At 34.3% G+C, this 15,478-nt stretch carries 11 protein-coding genes; 1 reads left to right on the top strand and 10 read right to left on the bottom strand.

The features are described from left to right. Nucleotides 1-67: 67 nt before the first annotated feature. A complete protein-coding gene (locus HMPREF0634_RS02825; protein ID WP_007788795.1) occupies nucleotides 68-718 on the top strand; it encodes a transposase in 651 nt (216 codons plus the stop codon). Nucleotides 719-1,149: 431 nt separating this feature from the next. Here HMPREF0634_RS02825 and HMPREF0634_RS02820 read toward each other — a convergent pair whose 3' ends face one another. The 10 genes from HMPREF0634_RS02820 to HMPREF0634_RS02775 all read right to left on the bottom strand — a co-directional run bounded on the left by HMPREF0634_RS02820 (nucleotide 1,150) and on the right by HMPREF0634_RS02775 (nucleotide 15,248). Beyond that, the gene (locus HMPREF0634_RS02820) at nucleotides 1,150-1,827 is read right to left on the bottom strand and encodes an ABC transporter ATP-binding protein (RefSeq protein ID WP_007788778.1); all 678 of its coding nucleotides are present in this window, start codon (nucleotides 1,825-1,827) and stop codon (nucleotides 1,150-1,152) included. 12 nt (nucleotides 1,828-1,839) lie between these two features. Next, complete coding sequence (locus HMPREF0634_RS02815; protein ID WP_007788797.1) at nucleotides 1,840-4,344, bottom strand: FtsX-like permease family protein; 2,505 nt, start codon at nucleotides 4,342-4,344, stop codon at nucleotides 1,840-1,842. Between the two features lie 849 nt (nucleotides 4,345-5,193). Further along, entirely contained in the window at nucleotides 5,194-6,321 is a 1,128-nt protein-coding gene (locus HMPREF0634_RS02810; RefSeq protein WP_007788799.1) for an ABC transporter ATP-binding protein, read from the bottom strand. An 11-nt stretch (nucleotides 6,322-6,332) separates the two neighbouring features. Beyond that, nucleotides 6,333-6,974, bottom strand: coding sequence for a beta-phosphoglucomutase (gene pgmB, locus HMPREF0634_RS02805; protein ID WP_007788788.1), 642 nt, complete (start codon nucleotides 6,972-6,974; stop codon nucleotides 6,333-6,335). 17 nt (nucleotides 6,975-6,991) lie between these two features. Beyond that, complete coding sequence (locus tag HMPREF0634_RS02800; RefSeq protein ID WP_007788769.1) at nucleotides 6,992-8,653, bottom strand: glycoside hydrolase family 13 protein; 1,662 nt, start codon at nucleotides 8,651-8,653, stop codon at nucleotides 6,992-6,994. Nucleotides 8,654-8,656: 3 nt separating this feature from the next. Beyond that, entirely contained in the window at nucleotides 8,657-10,945 is a 2,289-nt protein-coding gene (locus HMPREF0634_RS02795; RefSeq protein WP_007788774.1) for a glycoside hydrolase family 65 protein, read from the bottom strand. Nucleotides 10,946-11,043: 98 nt separating this feature from the next. After that, nucleotides 11,044-11,865 (bottom strand): carbohydrate ABC transporter permease, encoded by an 822-nt coding sequence (locus HMPREF0634_RS02790; RefSeq protein ID WP_007788780.1) that lies wholly within the window; start codon nucleotides 11,863-11,865, stop codon nucleotides 11,044-11,046. After that, nucleotides 11,865-12,737 carry a carbohydrate ABC transporter permease gene (locus HMPREF0634_RS02785; protein WP_007788771.1) on the bottom strand — a complete coding sequence of 291 codons (873 nt, stop codon included), beginning with the start codon at nucleotides 12,735-12,737 and terminating at the stop codon, nucleotides 11,865-11,867. Before HMPREF0634_RS02785 ends, HMPREF0634_RS02790 begins: the two co-directional genes overlap by 1 nt. Before the next feature lie 78 nt (nucleotides 12,738-12,815). Further along, a complete protein-coding gene (locus HMPREF0634_RS02780; RefSeq protein WP_007788786.1) occupies nucleotides 12,816-14,102 on the bottom strand; it encodes an ABC transporter substrate-binding protein in 1,287 nt (428 codons plus the stop codon). A 153-nt stretch (nucleotides 14,103-14,255) separates the two neighbouring features. Beyond that, nucleotides 14,256-15,248 carry a LacI family DNA-binding transcriptional regulator gene (locus HMPREF0634_RS02775; RefSeq protein ID WP_007788759.1) on the bottom strand — a complete coding sequence of 331 codons (993 nt, stop codon included), beginning with the start codon at nucleotides 15,246-15,248 and terminating at the stop codon, nucleotides 14,256-14,258. Nucleotides 15,249-15,478 lie beyond the last annotated feature (230 nt).

Genomic DNA, 15,478 nt, shown 5'->3' with positions numbered 1-15,478 from the left:
ATAAAAAAGAGAGAATATCCTGTATAATTGAAATAACCACAAATCAAAAACGAAAGGAACTCTCTCTATGAATACTATTATAGCACAAAAACAAAGATATTTGCCTCACACTTCAGAAACAAAATACCACGCAGTAAAAACATATAGAAGTGGATGCTCTATTAGGTTTGTATGTAGAAAATACAAGATATCTAAAGCCTCTCTTATGCGTTGGAATAAGAAGTTTGATGGTGATAAAGCCTCGTTAATAGATAAGTCTCATAGACCTCATTCTAAGCATCCTAAGGCTCATACTGATGATGAAATTAGGCATATTAAAAACTATATCAGAAGAAACCCTAATATATCTATGATTGAATTATATGCTAAATTAAATAAAAATAAGTCCTATAAGAGACACCCTTGTTCTCTTTTTAGACTTCTAAGAAAAATGGGATTCTTTAAAAATGAAAAAAAGAAAGAGAAAAAATACATACCTAAAAAGTATCATACCCCTGACAATATAGGTGAAAAATGGCAGCTTGATGTTAAATATGTACCCCAAAAATGTTATGTTGGAGATATGCTCGATAAGTTCTATCAATATACTATGGTAGATGAGGCAAGCAGAGAACGATTTTACAGTAACTTAACCTTCTATTTATATGATGATTTGATTATACAAATGAAAAGATATTTATATAAGTCTAACAGATTGCCTATGCAGGTTTTAGGTTGATTATCTCCTATTGAAATTTGGTATAATGGTTGGAGAATAAACTCCAACCATTATACCAAATTTCTATTATTTTCTCTCTATAAAATGTCTCACATCATTTACAAACATACACATATTTTAAAGCATATTCACATAAACGCTGGCGAAATCTCATTTCTTCTGTTATACTTTTCATAAGAGATACTCCTTTTTGATATTGTTTTTGTTGTTAAAAACTATTATATCAAAGTATCTCTCTTTTTTTATTTATTTCTGTAACATATGTCTTATCACATTACAAATTCAGATTTTTTATATATCCTACCTGTAAATTAATTTTTATATATATAATTCACATTTAAAGTTAACTTATAAAACTTCCCATACTTATTTTTTAATAGAATTGAATCCCTATTTTGATACTCCTAGCATAAAAGCTTCCTTAACTAGCTTTATTTTCTTTCGTCTTTTATTATTTTCCCATCACTTATAGTTATTATTCTATCTGCCTCTTTGGCTATATTTTCATCATGTGTTATCATAAGTAGGGTTTGATTTAATTCACTTACAGTACTTCTTAAAAGACTCATCACTTCTTCTGTAGTTTTGCTATCTAGGTTTCCTGTTGGTTCGTCTGCAAATATTACAGCAGGTTTATTTGACAAAGCTCTTGCTATTGCCACTCTTTGCTGTTGACCACCCGATAATTCGTTAGGAAATTTTTTAAGTTGATCTTCTAATCCTACTTTTTTTATTATATTCATTATGTATTCTTTATCTTCTTTTTTACCATCTAATTGTATTGGTAATATTATGTTATCGTAAACATTTAGCACTGGTATAAGGTTAAAACTTTGGAATATAAAACCAAACTCTTGTCTTCTTATCCTTGACAGTTCATCATCATTTAAACTATATATGTTCTTATTACCTAATATAACCTCTCCAGAAGTTGGCTTATCTAGACCTGCTAAACAATGTAGAAGGGTACTTTTTCCAGATCCACTTGTACCAATTATAGCAGTAAACTTGCCATTTTCTACCTCTAATGAAATTCCATCGACGGCTTTTACTATATTATCTTTTTTTCCGTAGTATTTCTTTATGTTATTAACGACTATTTGACTCATTCTACTCTCCTTTTATTTTAATGCTTTTATTTCCTCTACACACTTTCTATATACCAGTGTTGATACTATTATTCCAATAATGATATTAATTGTAACCATAAAAATATAATCCAATATATATACATTAAATTTAAAGTTAATTAAATAAACACCTACTTTAAAGTAATATATTATTTGTATAATTAAAGCTATTATAGAACCAACTATACCAGATAAGGCTCCTATGTATAATCCTTCTCTCACGGTTATTTTCTTTATTGATTTTGGTGTACTACCTAATTTATTAAGTAGAGAATAATCATAAAGTCTATTGAAAAATTCATTAACTATAACATTAACTAGGTTTACTACTCCCAATATAAATATAACAGCTGCTATTACCTTAATTAAGAGCATCTTATTATGTATTAATGCATTTAGCTCATTATTCTCTTTTTCAATATCTTGTACAGCAGTTCCTTGATAATTATTAAATGTCTTATATATCTGGTTGTCAAGATATGAATTTTCCTTACTCATTCCCTTATGTTGCTTATATATATTAATAGTTTTATACCCATCAAAATTAAAGGCATTAGCAAATTGCTTATTGGTCATTATAACCTGGGCTGAATCATTAGCTACATAGTATAAGTCTGCATATGTATTTCCTTTTACAATAGCAACTACTTTAAATTCCTTTGTATCCAAATCAAGTTCTGACCCATTAAAATATTTTTCCGTATCTACAGAGTTTCCTTTTGGATAACTAATACTAATTTTATCCCCAACCTTATAATTTAAGATAGGTTTTTTATCTATTTCGGGATTATAAAGGATAACTTCATTACCTTTTAAGTTTTTCACATCTCCAGATTCCCTATACTTGTTTAATTCAGCTATCATTTTGTCGTCATATCCAAATGCACATAATTTAAGTGTATATTTATCATTATTTTTAGTCAATACACCCTTTAAAACATTTTTATAATATTCTAGTTTTCCTAATTCATTGAAATACTTAATATTATTAATTTTATCTTTTTCCAGGTCCATTCTGGAATATAAAGAATTAATTTTTTCTATTTTTCTTATTAGAGGCTTTCCACTCGAATCCTTAATGCTAATTAACTTTCTTACATCTTTTTCACTAAAGCCATCTGAAATATTCTTACTCGGTTGCATACTAATACTGTAATCCAGTTCATTTTTATTTAGCTCAGCCATATACTTATTTTGTTGGTCCTCAACTTTTATATAGTAGCTTGCAAAAATGATTAAAGACGTGGATACAGATAAGGATAATATGATAGATAGAATCTTCTTTTTATACCTATATATATAGGCCATCGCAAGTTTAGAGTTAATGTTTCTATTAAAGAGCTTAACTTCTTTTGACTTACTATAATTTTCAATATTGCCATTTAAAAGTTGAACATTAGTATATCTAAATATCTTCTTTGTATAGAATGTTAAAATAACAATAATATTAGCCAAAAGTACAGCCATTATACCTAACACCGACTTGAAATCTATACTTAAGTTAATTTTATTTAAAGATATGTTGGTTGAAAATATACTAACAAGGTTTGGAATAATCGTACTTGTCATATATCCTACTATTCCCCAAGCAAAAATAAATGCAGCTAGTTCAATCAATAATAATTCTAAAAAACTCATTGAAAATAGGGTTTTTTTCTTCATACCTAGGGCTAAATAGGTCCCATATTCCTTACTTCTCTCTATTAGATATATATTATAAATTGCATATAAGATATAAATATTTATAATTGAAATAATAAATAAAGTTACTATTAAATTCTTGTAACTTTTGGATAGCATTGCAGTATTGAGCATTCTATTTATACTTATATCTTTTGAATCTATTCCAATACCTATAAGCATATCTTCAAAGTCTTTCAAATACTTCTTATCAATTACCAGACTGTATGTGTTATTCTGAAAGTTTTTATCAGCATTTTTATTAAAAGCATATATTTGCAAGCTACCATTTAATTTTAAATTTGGTGAATCACTTAAAATACCCACTAATTTATAATTTTTAGATATAGTATTTTCATTGTTATATTGACTTAAGACTATACTATCGCCTAACCTCAAATCTTTTTTTAAATTCTTTAAAACCCATTCTTCTAATGCGATTTCATTTGTATTCTCAGGCATTCTACCGGATAATAAATCTATTTTATTTATTTTTAAATAATCCTTATTCACACTAAGTATGTTAAATGTGGTATTAGATTTTTCTGATGATGAATCAATATAGGTAGACCTACCTATTAGCTCTACTCCAGGTCTGGATTTTATTTCTTCCAATTGATTTTTATCCTTTAACTTGACTTTGAAATTATCAGGAGATATCTCATATTTTATACTGTTTATTTCACTTTCCTTTACTCCATTATATACAATTACACTTGTAATAAAAAATATATTACTAAGTAAGAGACATACAAATATTGATAATGCTCTTTTTTTATTCTTAATCATATTTCTATACACTAAATTCAGTATCATATTATTTCTCCCCTTAAACTATATTAGATATTTAAATAGTAAAATTTAATTTTGAGCCACAGTCGTATTGCTATTTAATATGTCATAAATAAAGGACTCATTTATTTTACATACACTGTGTTTTTACTTGAAAGACTAGATTATCTATTACTTATTACATTTTTTATAAACTATCTCATGATGAATCTCTATAAGACCTCTTAACTAAATCATAAAATATTTTTAACATTTTTTCAAGAATTTTTTTATTTTTATATTTATTCTGTATATTAATATGAATTCTGACCCCATATATACATTATCACCAAAATTAACAAGAAAAATAGTTATATATATTTAGACGCCCAGGTTTTATATAATAAACTCCAATAATTATTTCAGTCATATTCCTTAAACGCTATCCAGAAGATATTAATTTTCTGAAAATTTTAAATTAATTAATGATTATTATTGACATGATATTTTATAGATGATATATTGGTTGATAGATAACGAATATTTTTAGGAGGAAATTCACTATGCTAAATACATTTATTAAAAAAGAAATTTATTGTATAATATTATTTGTAATTTCAATCATTTACTCTATTGTCAATAATAGACAAGCTAATATACCCTATTATATACTTTTATTGCTAATATTTACTCTTTCAAATTACATATTCAATTACAGAAAAAAGTCTGTCAATAAATAAGCTGTAATCTATTTTAAACAGCCCTCCTATTATGTCTATTTAAAAAGTATATTTTTATAAAAAACAGCCTTGGCGAGGAGTTTTCCTCTCACCAAGGCTATTCTTATAAATTATTTATGGATTATCCTACACAACATTTGAAATATAGAAAATATTATTCTACATCAAATAGGATATTTTCTTCTGTTTCCTTATCAAAGAAGTGCATTCTATTCATATCAAGGGCTAGGTCTAGAGTCTGACCTGGCATTATATCACTTCTACCATCAAACTTTGCTATTAATTCTGTTCCCTTGAAATTAAGGTAAGCATATATCTCTGCTCCCATTAGCTCTCTGATTACTACATCGGCCTTAAACTGGCTATTTTCAGACATATCAAGGAATACTTTCTCCTTATGTATATCTTCAGGTCTAATACCAATTGTAATAGTCTTACCTACATATCCCTTTTCTTCAAGGAAGGCAGCCTTACCCTTAGGTATTAGGAATTTTACTTCCTTACCTGGTAGACTTGCTACTATATCTTCACCATCTTTAAGGATTTCAGCATCCATAAAGTTCATCTGGGGACTACCTATAAAGCTGGCTACAAACTTGTTAACTGGATTGTCATATAAAACCTTAGGCTTGTTTATCTGCTGAACTACACCGTCCTTCATTACAACTATCCTGTCACCCATTGTCATGGCTTCAGTCTGGTCATGTGTTACATATATAAATGTAGCTCCAAGGTCCTTGTGTAGCTTTGATATCTGGGCTCTCATCTCTGTTCTAAGCTTAGCATCCAGGTTTGATAGGGGCTCATCCATCAAGAATACCTTAGGATTTCTAACTATAGACCTACCTAGGGCAACTCTCTGTCTCTGTCCACCAGATAGGGCCTTAGGCTTTCTGTCTAATAGGTTTTCTAGCTGAAGTATCTTTGCAGCTTCCTTTACCTTCTTGTCTATTTCCTGCTTGTCCATCTTTCTTAGCTTAAGTGAAAAAGACATGTTGTCATATACACTCATATGAGGATATAGGGCATAGTTCTGGAACACCATGGCTATATCTCTGTCCTTAGGTTCTGCATCATTTACTACCCTATCATCAATCTTTAGTGTACCAGAAGTAATATCCTCTAGTCCTGCTATCATTCTAAGTGTTGTAGACTTACCACAACCCGATGGTCCAACTAAAACTATAAATTCCTTGTCTTTAATGTCTATATTTACATCTTTTGCCGCCTGGAATCCATTGTCGTATGATTTACATATATTTTCTAGCTTTACTGTTGCCATTATCTTACCTCTCATTCAAAATATAAAGCAATTTTTTCTAGACTTAAGTCTTGAGTAGTCTCAAGTCTAAGGTCTGCATCTACACCTATACCAACACTCCTCATATTGCAAGCCCTCATGGCTTCCACACCTGCCTGGGAGTCTTCAATACCAAATACCTGGTCAATAGCTAGGCCTATTCCCCTAGCAGATTCTATAAAGATATCTGGTGCTGGCTTGCTCTTTTCCACCTTGGCCGGATCAGCTATAAAGTCAACCTGGTCAAGTAGGCCTAAAATTTCTAAAATCCTGCTGGCATTCTTAGAAACCGATGCAAGCCCAATTTTTATATTGTTATCTCTTAATTCTTTTATGAAGTTTTCTATGCCTGGAAGTATGTCTTCTTTTGTCAGATCTTCCAAAAGCTTTACGTATTCGTCGTTCTTTTTGTCAGTTAAAATTTTTATATCTTGGTCTGAATACTTGTCTCTTACACCACCATACTCAAGTATTCTTATCAGGGAATCAGTTCTTGATATTCCCTTTAGGCTTTCATTGAATTCCTCATCGATGTCAATGCCAATGCTATTGGCCAAGTTCTTCCACGCTATATAGTGTAATTTAGCCGTGTCAGTTATGACACCATCTAAGTCAAATATTACTCCTTTTATCATAAAACCACCTTACATGCCTAATAGTTCTTTATGGCAAATGCCTCATATGGCTTTAGGGCCACAATATTGTCATTAATATCCAAGTCTTCATAGTTTGAAATCATCAGGTCATAGTTTCCTATTTTGTAGGCCTTATCTAGTTCAAAGTTTACCAGGTTTGAACCAAAGTTTGCGACTACCAGGATACTCTTACCATCTATAAATCTTTCATACGCAAAGACTTCTTTGTTTTCCCTGTCTATCAACCTGAAATCCGCTTCCGTTATGACAGGGTCAGTATGCCTTAATTCAATCAAGTTCTTATAATAGTAGAAGATTGAATTTTTGTCCTTTAGTGCATCTTCAACATTTATCTCTTTATATCTAGGATTGACCCTAAGCCAGGGCTGGCCTTGAGTAAAACCTGCATGTTCCTCATTGTTCCATTGCATTGGAGTCCTAGCATTGTCCCTAGATATCTTATATACAGCTTCCATAAAGTCATCTTTGGATAAAACTTTTCTATCTAGAACCAAGTCCCTGTAGGCATTTCTAATCTCTACGTCCTGGTATTCTTCTATCTCATACCTGCAGTTGACCATACCAATTTCTTCACCCTGGTATATATATGGTGTCCCCTGCATCAAATGTAGGATAGTTGCAAACATCTTGGCACATTCAACCCTATAATCGGTATCATTACCCCATCTGGATATTACACGAGCCTGGTCGTGGTTTTCCAGATAAAGTGAATTCCAACCCTTTTTGTATAAGCCATTCTGCCATGCTGCAAAAGAGTCTTTAAGGTCTACCAGGTCTAGGTCCTTTAGCTTCCACTTGCCTGCCTCTGTTCCTTCAACGATATCAAGCATCATGTGGTCAAAGGTAAAGATCATATTTAGTTCTTTCCTATCCTGGCCACAGAATAGGAGGGCATTGTCAGGATGTGAACCAGGTGCCTCTCCAACTGTCATACAGTCATACTTTGATAGGACTTCCCTGTTCATCTCCTGTATATACTCATGTAATCTTGGTCCATTCATATGGTAGTCACCTATTATGTATTCACCCTGACCATTCTCGTAGTCTGGAAAATCCGTGTACTTAGATATGGAACTAATAACATCTAGTCTCCATCCATCTACTCCCTTGTCCATCCAAAACTTCATCATATCCCAGATTTCGTTTCTAACGGTAGGATTTTCCCAATTTAGGTCTGGTTGTTTCTTTGTAAATAGGTGGAGATAGTACTCTCCTGTAGCTTCATCATACTGCCAGGCAGACCCACAGAAAAATGAACCCCAGTTGTTTTTCTTGTCAGACCAAAAATAGTAGTCCCTATATGGGTTGTCCTTTGACTTACGACTCTCCACAAACCACTTGTGTTCATCACTTGTGTGGTTGGCTACAAGATCCATGACTATCTTTATATTCCTCTTATGGGCCTCATCTATTAGTTCAAACATGTCTTCCTCTGTACCGAAGCTTGACCATATTTTCCTATAGTCGCTAATATCATAGCCATTATCGTCTTGGGGAGATTCGTATACTGGACTCAACCAGATTACATCTATCCCCAGGTCTACCAAGTAGTCTAATTTTGATATTATACCCCTTATATCTCCAAGTCCATCCCCATTAGAATCATAGAAACTTCTTGGATATATTTGGTAGACCACTGATTTTTTCCACCACTGCATATATTATCCTCGCTTTATTACTAATTTATCTTCAAGTAAGTGTTTTTCCTTGTATATATCTAGGTCTATAGGGCTTCCCTTTTTCAAACTAATAGATACTTCATCCTGGTTTACATCTAGGTTTATCAACCTACCCCTATAGTTTATATTGAAGCTATATCCATCCCAGTCACCTGGTAGGATTGGGGCAAATGATAGGTGACCATCATAGGTCCTCATACCTGCAAAACCTTGAACTATAGACATCCAGGCACCTGACATACTTGTTATATGTAGGCCATCATCAGTATCCTTATTATAGTTATCTAGGTCAAGCCTGGCCGTCCTCTCATACATGCCTACCGCCTTTTCTTCTAAGCCAATTTCACAAGCTAATACAGAGTGTATACAAGCTGATAGACTTGACTCATGAACTGTCATTGGTTCATAGAATAGGTAGTTGTTTTTCTTTTCTTCATCTGCATACCTATCACCAAAATAGTAGATACCCTGTAGGACATCTGCCTGCTTTATATAACAAGATCTTAAAATCTTATCCCAGGCCCAGTTCTTATTAAGCGGTCTGTCGCTATCTGCCAAGGCATCAACTGGCTGTAGGTCCTTGTCAAGGAAGGTATCATGCTGGACAAAGACTCCCAAATCTTCATCGTATGGGTAATACATATTGTCAACTATATCCTTCCACCTACCTAATTCATCCTGGTCAATATCCAAACTTGCCAACTTAGGGCCTAATTTATCTCCTAGCTTGTCTACCATGGCCATAGTAAATTCAAGGGTCCAGGCTGCTATAGTATTGGTATACCAGTTGTTATTAACATTGTTTTCATATTCGTTTGGTCCAGTTACACCATGAATCATGTATTTTCTATTTCTCTGGCTATAGTGGACCCTATCTGCCCAGAACCTCGATATTCCAACTAATACATCTATACCATAATCTACTATGTATTCATAGTCACCAGTATAGTTCGCATAGTTGTATATTGCATAGGCAATTGATCCGTTTCTATGGATTTCTTCAAAAGTTATTTCCCACTCATTGTGGCACTCTATACCATTGAAGGTAACCATTGGGTAAAGGGCTCCCTTTAGTCCCTGCATATTAGCATTATGGTAGGCCTCAGCTAGTTGGTTGTACCTGTATAGTAGTAGGTTCCTAGTAACTTCCTGTGGGGCTGTAGATAGGTACATAGGTATAATATATGCCTCTGTATCCCAATAGGTTGCTCCACCATACTTTTCTCCTGTAAAGCCCTTAGGCCCTATATTTAATCTTAGGTCATCCCCATAATAGGTTGAGAACAACTGGAATATATTGTACCTAATACCCTGCTGTAGTTTTGGATTGTTCTTGATTACTACATCGGCTATATCCCACCTCTGTCTCCACTTTAAGGCATGTCTTTCAAACAAGTTGTCATAACCAGCCCCTGCTGCCTCCTTGGCAAGGTCCCCTGCCACAAGTGCTAGGTCTTCTTCCTTGTGGTCCCTAGTAGTCGTTGTGGCTATTATCTTTTCTAAGATAAGTTCCTGTCCAGGCCCCAGTTTTGATACCGCCTTGGTTGACACAGATTCGTCATCCATAGATGCCTCAAACTTGTAGTCTTGACCCTGGTCTGAGTATAGTCTTGAAACCATATAGTTACATATGGTAAACCTCTCAACACCAAAATTGTTTTCTATAGTTTTGGAAACTAGGTAACCAGTATTTTCATGGGCACCCTTGTCCAATACTTGCCAGAACTTTTCCTCGTAGTTAGAATCTTCATTTTCAACATCAGCATCGATATATGGAAGAAATTCCACTACTGCATCAGAGTCTAGGGCCTTAACAGAATACTTGATAGCACATATTTCCTTAGTATCTATACTCACAAATCTTTCTACACCTATCTGAAAAGTCTTACCAGACCTTTTAATCTGAAAGCTTCTCTTTAAAAGCCCCTTTTCCATATCTAGTTCTCTTCTGTATGAAACTATATCTTCTACATTAAGGTCAAGTTCTTGACCATCTATACTTACACCTATACCTATAAAGTTAGGTGAATTTATCATCTTACCAAAGTATTCTGGATATCCAATTTTCCACCAGCCTACCTTAGTCTTGTCCGGAAACCAAACACCCCCAATATAAGTACCTTGTAGGGAATCTCCTGAGTATTTTTCTTCAAAATTACCCCTCATACCCATATACTCATTCGCAAGGGACATTATGCTCTCCGAAAATCTTAGTTCATCTTTATTTAATTCATTTTCAATTACTTTAAATTCATTGTATTCGAATTCCATATTCCCTCCTTGTTCCGTGGATTTTCTGGCCATTTTACACTTGTCTATCTTATTAACTAAGATAGAACTAGCGACTTTAAAACCCTACGTTTGTAAACCTATTTTACTGATCCGGCTGTTATACCCTTTATAATCTGCTTCTGAGCTATAAAGTAGAAGATGATTACCGGTATAATTGCTATTGTCAAGCCAGCTAGGGCTAGGTGCCATTGCTTAGTATACTCACCGAAGAAGAAGAACATCTTTAGCGGTATAGTTTCTGAACCCAACTTGTTTATTACCAAAGATGGTAGCAAGTAGTCATTCCATATCCAAATTGTGTTTAGGATAGCCACTGTTACTGTAATAGGCTTAAGGATTGGGAATATAATATACCAGAATACCTGGAACCTATTACAACCATCTATAATTGCCGCTTCGTCAAGTGACCTTGATATACCATTGATTGTTCCGTGGTATAGGAAGATGGCCATTGATGAACCAAATCCTAGGTACAGGAACATTATACCTGGCCTGTTTAGCATACCCAACTTACCGAAGAATGATACTAGTGGTATCATTACTGCCTGGAAAGGTATCAACATGGCTGCAACGAATACGAAGAAGATTATTGAACTAACCTTTGACTTAACCCTTGAAAGGGCATATGCTGCCATTGACGAAAATACTATTATAATTATTACGCTGACAACAGTTATAATTATAGAGTTTGTAAATGTCTGTGCAAAGTTCAAATTTTCTGCTGCCTGCTTGTAGTTTTCAAACTGTATCCCTGATGTTAACTTAAGTGGAGATTCAAATATTTCCTTCTTTGTCTTTAGTGAGTTGACTACCATCAAGTAAAATGGACTCAACCAAAGTAAACTCAATATTGTTCCAAGAATACCTAGTATTATGTTTTTCTTTTTTGTACTGCTCATTACATCTCCACCTCCCTCTTCTTGTTATAGTAAACCTGAGTTAGTGATATTACTGCTATGATTATAAAGAATATAAGTGCCTTTGACTGGGCATAGGCCATCTTGTTTTCCAAGAAGGCTGTATTGTAGATGTTCATAGCAACCATCTGAGTTGAGTTATAAGGCGCTCCACCTGTTAATGACAAGTTCTGGTCATAAAGTTTAAATGAGTTAGAAAGTGTCAAGAACATACTTACTGTGAAGGCTGGCGCCACTAGTGGGAATATAACATGTCTAAACCTCTGGAAGACATTAGCCCCATCTATCTGGGCGGCTTCAACCAAGTCTTCTGGTATACCTTCTAGGTGGGCTATATAAATTATCATTATATAACCTGACATCTGCCAAGCTGTAAGTATTACCAAACCCCAGAAACCTGTACGAGTAGTTGACAACCAACCCTGTAGGGCTTGTGTTCCAACTGCCTGTCCTATGGCATCAAATCCCTGGATAAATACGAACTGCCAGATAAAACCTAGGATCAATCCACCTATAAGGTTTGGCATGAAAAATACTGTTCTCATTAGGTTGCTACCCTTTAACTTCTGTGTAACAAGCAGGGCTAATCCCAAACCTATGGCATTTATCAAAACAATTGACACTACTGCAAACTTAGTAGTAAACCAAAGTGCATTCCTAAAACCTTCATCTCCCAGTAGTTGTATATAATTAGTGATACCCGCAAATACTGGCGTGTTTATACCATCCCAGTTTGTGAAAGAATAGTAAACACCGTATAAAAGCGGAATAACAACTACCATGATTAGTGCTATTAAAACTGGTGCTAGAAACAACCAGAAAAATAGACCATTTTTACCTAATTTTTTGTTCATAATAGCCTCCTATTGCTTTTTCAAAATAAGGTGCTGACAAGTTGAAATCAACACGCAGCACCTCAATTTAATCATTTATTACTGTCTAGCCTGTCCCCAAGCCTTCTGTGAAGTCTTAACTATGTCATCCCAACTAGCCTGACCACTTACATATCTCTGGATTTCTGATCCAAGAGTCTTCTGTCCCCAGCTTGATGGATATCCCATGAATACCCAGTTAATTGTGTTTCCATCTTTTGCATACTTGTAGATTATCTGAGCTAGAGGATCACCGATCTTAGATTCGTCAAATCCCTTATATGCTGGTATAAACTTGAACTGAGTTAGGACATATTCCTTACCCTTATCAGAAGTATAAACCCAGTTTAAGAAGTCCTTAGCTGCCTTCTTAGTTGCGTCATCCTTAGTATTGTTTACTGCCCAGTACATTGGAACACCAACTGGTAACTTACCTTCAGCAACACCTTCTACTGGTATAGGAAGCATGCCTATGTTCTTAGCTAGGTCAGCATCTATCTGTTCTACAGAATTGTATACCCAGTTACCCTGCTGAATCATAGCAACCTTACCGTTAGAGAACAGCTTTTCAACCTGCTGAGAGTAGTCTAAGCTTGCTGTTGGCTGCACAGAGTACTTGTTCTGCATATCAAGAACATCTTTGAACTGCTTACCATACTTGAATTCTACATTCTTAGCTGTAAATGCCTTGTTGATATCTCCGTCAAATTCTGGAGAAAGGAATACATTTGATAAGTGAAGTCCTGTTACCCAGTCTTCCTTAGCTGGTAGAGCAAATACTGCATCTAAACCTAATTCCTTCTTCTTAGAATCTAGAGTCTTAACTGCTTCTGCCAACTTAGCATAAGTAGTTAACTCTTCAGCCTTGATTCCAGCCTTTTCAAATATTGCCTTGTTATAGATGAATCCGTAACCTTCCTGGTTGAATGGTAGACCGTATACCTTACCATCAACTGTTACACCATCTAGAGTCTTTGGAAGTGCTTCCTTAGCAACTGGTACATCAGTTAAGTCTTCTAACTTAGTCATCCAGTCCTTAACGTCCTGAGGTCCACCAATATTGAATATTGTAGGCTCATTTCCTGAAGAGAACTTAGACTTTAGTGCTGCACCATAGTCACCACCACCGCCTACAGTAGTTACATTAATCTTAACATTTGGATTTTCCTTCATATATTCCTGGGCCAACTTATTGAACTGGTCCTTGAATTCTACCTTAAACTGGAATACATCCAACTGTACCTGGTCGCCACCTGACTTACCGCCACCAGAATTTCCACAACCTGCTAGCACAGAAGCTGTCATCACACCTACTGCAGCTAGACTTAGTAATTTTTTAAACTTCATAAAAAACCTCCTAAAAAATTTAACACTTACTTTAAAAATTTTAACACTTGCATTATATGTTATACCCATTATAAGGAAAACTATTGCATTTACTTTAGGTAAATGTGATAAATTTTTTTATAATCAGTATATAACCTAATTAATACTAAATACTTACCCTTCTATCTTGTAGTCCACTATATCAGTCAGGTCAACATCCTTCTTTTCCAGTATGTCGATTAGTTTCTCACAGCTAAACTCACCTATCTTCATAGACCCTACATCGATATTTACAACCTTGTATTTGCTCTTGTTAAAGCTATTTGATTCTGCACCAAAGGCACCTATAATTATATCCTTTTCCTCGCAAACACTAGACAGGTAGTCAATAGCCCCGGAAAATATAAGGGAGTCGGTTATTACTACACCATCCATGTCTCCGTTGGCTTCTAAAAGCTTTTTCATAGACATATATCCCTCGAGTTTATTAAATTCGTTTTCCTCAACCATATCATCACTAAAATACAAGCCATTTTCCCTTATTGACTGGATATAACCATCATACCTATCAGTAGTAACCATTGAATCCCTCTTACCACCTATAAAGCCTATCTTTTTACAACCAAGACCAACCAAGTGATTTGTTAACTTCCTGCATGCATCTACGTTGTCTGTATCCACCGTATAGATATCATCGTATTCCTCGCTTTTACCTATTAGGATAAAAGGAAATTCTATATCCCTAAGGTAGTTCACTGTTGAATCACCTATCACTGACCTCATAAGAATTACCCCATCCACCTTGTTGGAATTTACCAGCCTTTTAATGGCATTGGTTTCGTTTTTACCATTATAGGCAATCAAGGTATCATAACCCCTCTTACCTGCTGTCTTGGCAACTCCCCTCAGGCTTTCCTGGAAAAATGGATTCATAAAGAAATCATCGTCTGCTGGTAGAACCAGACCAACATTTTTAGATATCCTATTGGCAAGACTACGGGCAATAGCACTTGGATGGTAGTTTAAACGCTCCATAACTTCAAAGATCTTTTTCTTTGTGCTATCACTGATGTCTGGATAATTTCCAATAGCTCTAGATACAGTTGCCTTTGACACACCGGCTTCATCAGCCACAGTCTGCATTGTAACTTTCCTTTGCTTTTCCACTATCCAACCCCCTCAATCTCAGACAATATTTTTCATCTCAGATAATATTTTTTTAAGCTACTAAACCGATTTAGTTCTATTTTTATTAGTTACTTAACCGGTTTCGCTAACTTTATACACAATATATCATACTTATTAATCGATTGCAATATATTTTTTTAAAATTTATTGAAAATTTTCAAAATATAGATTATACTGGTCTTACAATTTACTAGTTACTATATTTTTTC

The sequence above is a fragment of the Peptostreptococcus stomatis DSM 17678 genome, from assembly GCF_000147675.1.
Taxonomy (GTDB): Bacteria; Bacillota; Clostridia; order Peptostreptococcales; family Peptostreptococcaceae; genus Peptostreptococcus; species Peptostreptococcus stomatis.
Note: the sequence above shows the minus strand (reverse complement) of the source record. Positions and strands in the feature narration are given on the sequence as shown.

Excerpts from the sequence above, each read along its gene's own strand:
- HMPREF0634_RS02825 (WP_007788795.1), top strand. The coding sequence starts at position 68 with ATGAATACTATTATAGCACAAAAACAAAGATATTTGCCTCACACTTCA.
- HMPREF0634_RS02820 (WP_007788778.1), bottom strand. The coding sequence starts at position 1,827 with ATGAGTCAAATAGTCGTTAATAACATAAAGAAATACTACGGAAAAAAA.
- HMPREF0634_RS02815 (WP_007788797.1), bottom strand. The coding sequence starts at position 4,344 with ATGATACTGAATTTAGTGTATAGAAATATGATTAAGAATAAAAAAAGA.
- HMPREF0634_RS02810 (WP_007788799.1), bottom strand. The coding sequence starts at position 6,321 with ATGGCAACAGTAAAGCTAGAAAATATATGTAAATCATACGACAATGGA.
- pgmB (WP_007788788.1), bottom strand. The coding sequence starts at position 6,974 with ATGATAAAAGGAGTAATATTTGACTTAGATGGTGTCATAACTGACACG.
- HMPREF0634_RS02800 (WP_007788769.1), bottom strand. The coding sequence starts at position 8,653 with ATGCAGTGGTGGAAAAAATCAGTGGTCTACCAAATATATCCAAGAAGT.
- HMPREF0634_RS02795 (WP_007788774.1), bottom strand. The coding sequence starts at position 10,945 with ATGGAATTCGAATACAATGAATTTAAAGTAATTGAAAATGAATTAAAT.
- HMPREF0634_RS02790 (WP_007788780.1), bottom strand. The coding sequence starts at position 11,865 with ATGAGCAGTACAAAAAAGAAAAACATAATACTAGGTATTCTTGGAACA.
- HMPREF0634_RS02785 (WP_007788771.1), bottom strand. The coding sequence starts at position 12,737 with ATGAACAAAAAATTAGGTAAAAATGGTCTATTTTTCTGGTTGTTTCTA.
- HMPREF0634_RS02780 (WP_007788786.1), bottom strand. The coding sequence starts at position 14,102 with ATGAAGTTTAAAAAATTACTAAGTCTAGCTGCAGTAGGTGTGATGACA.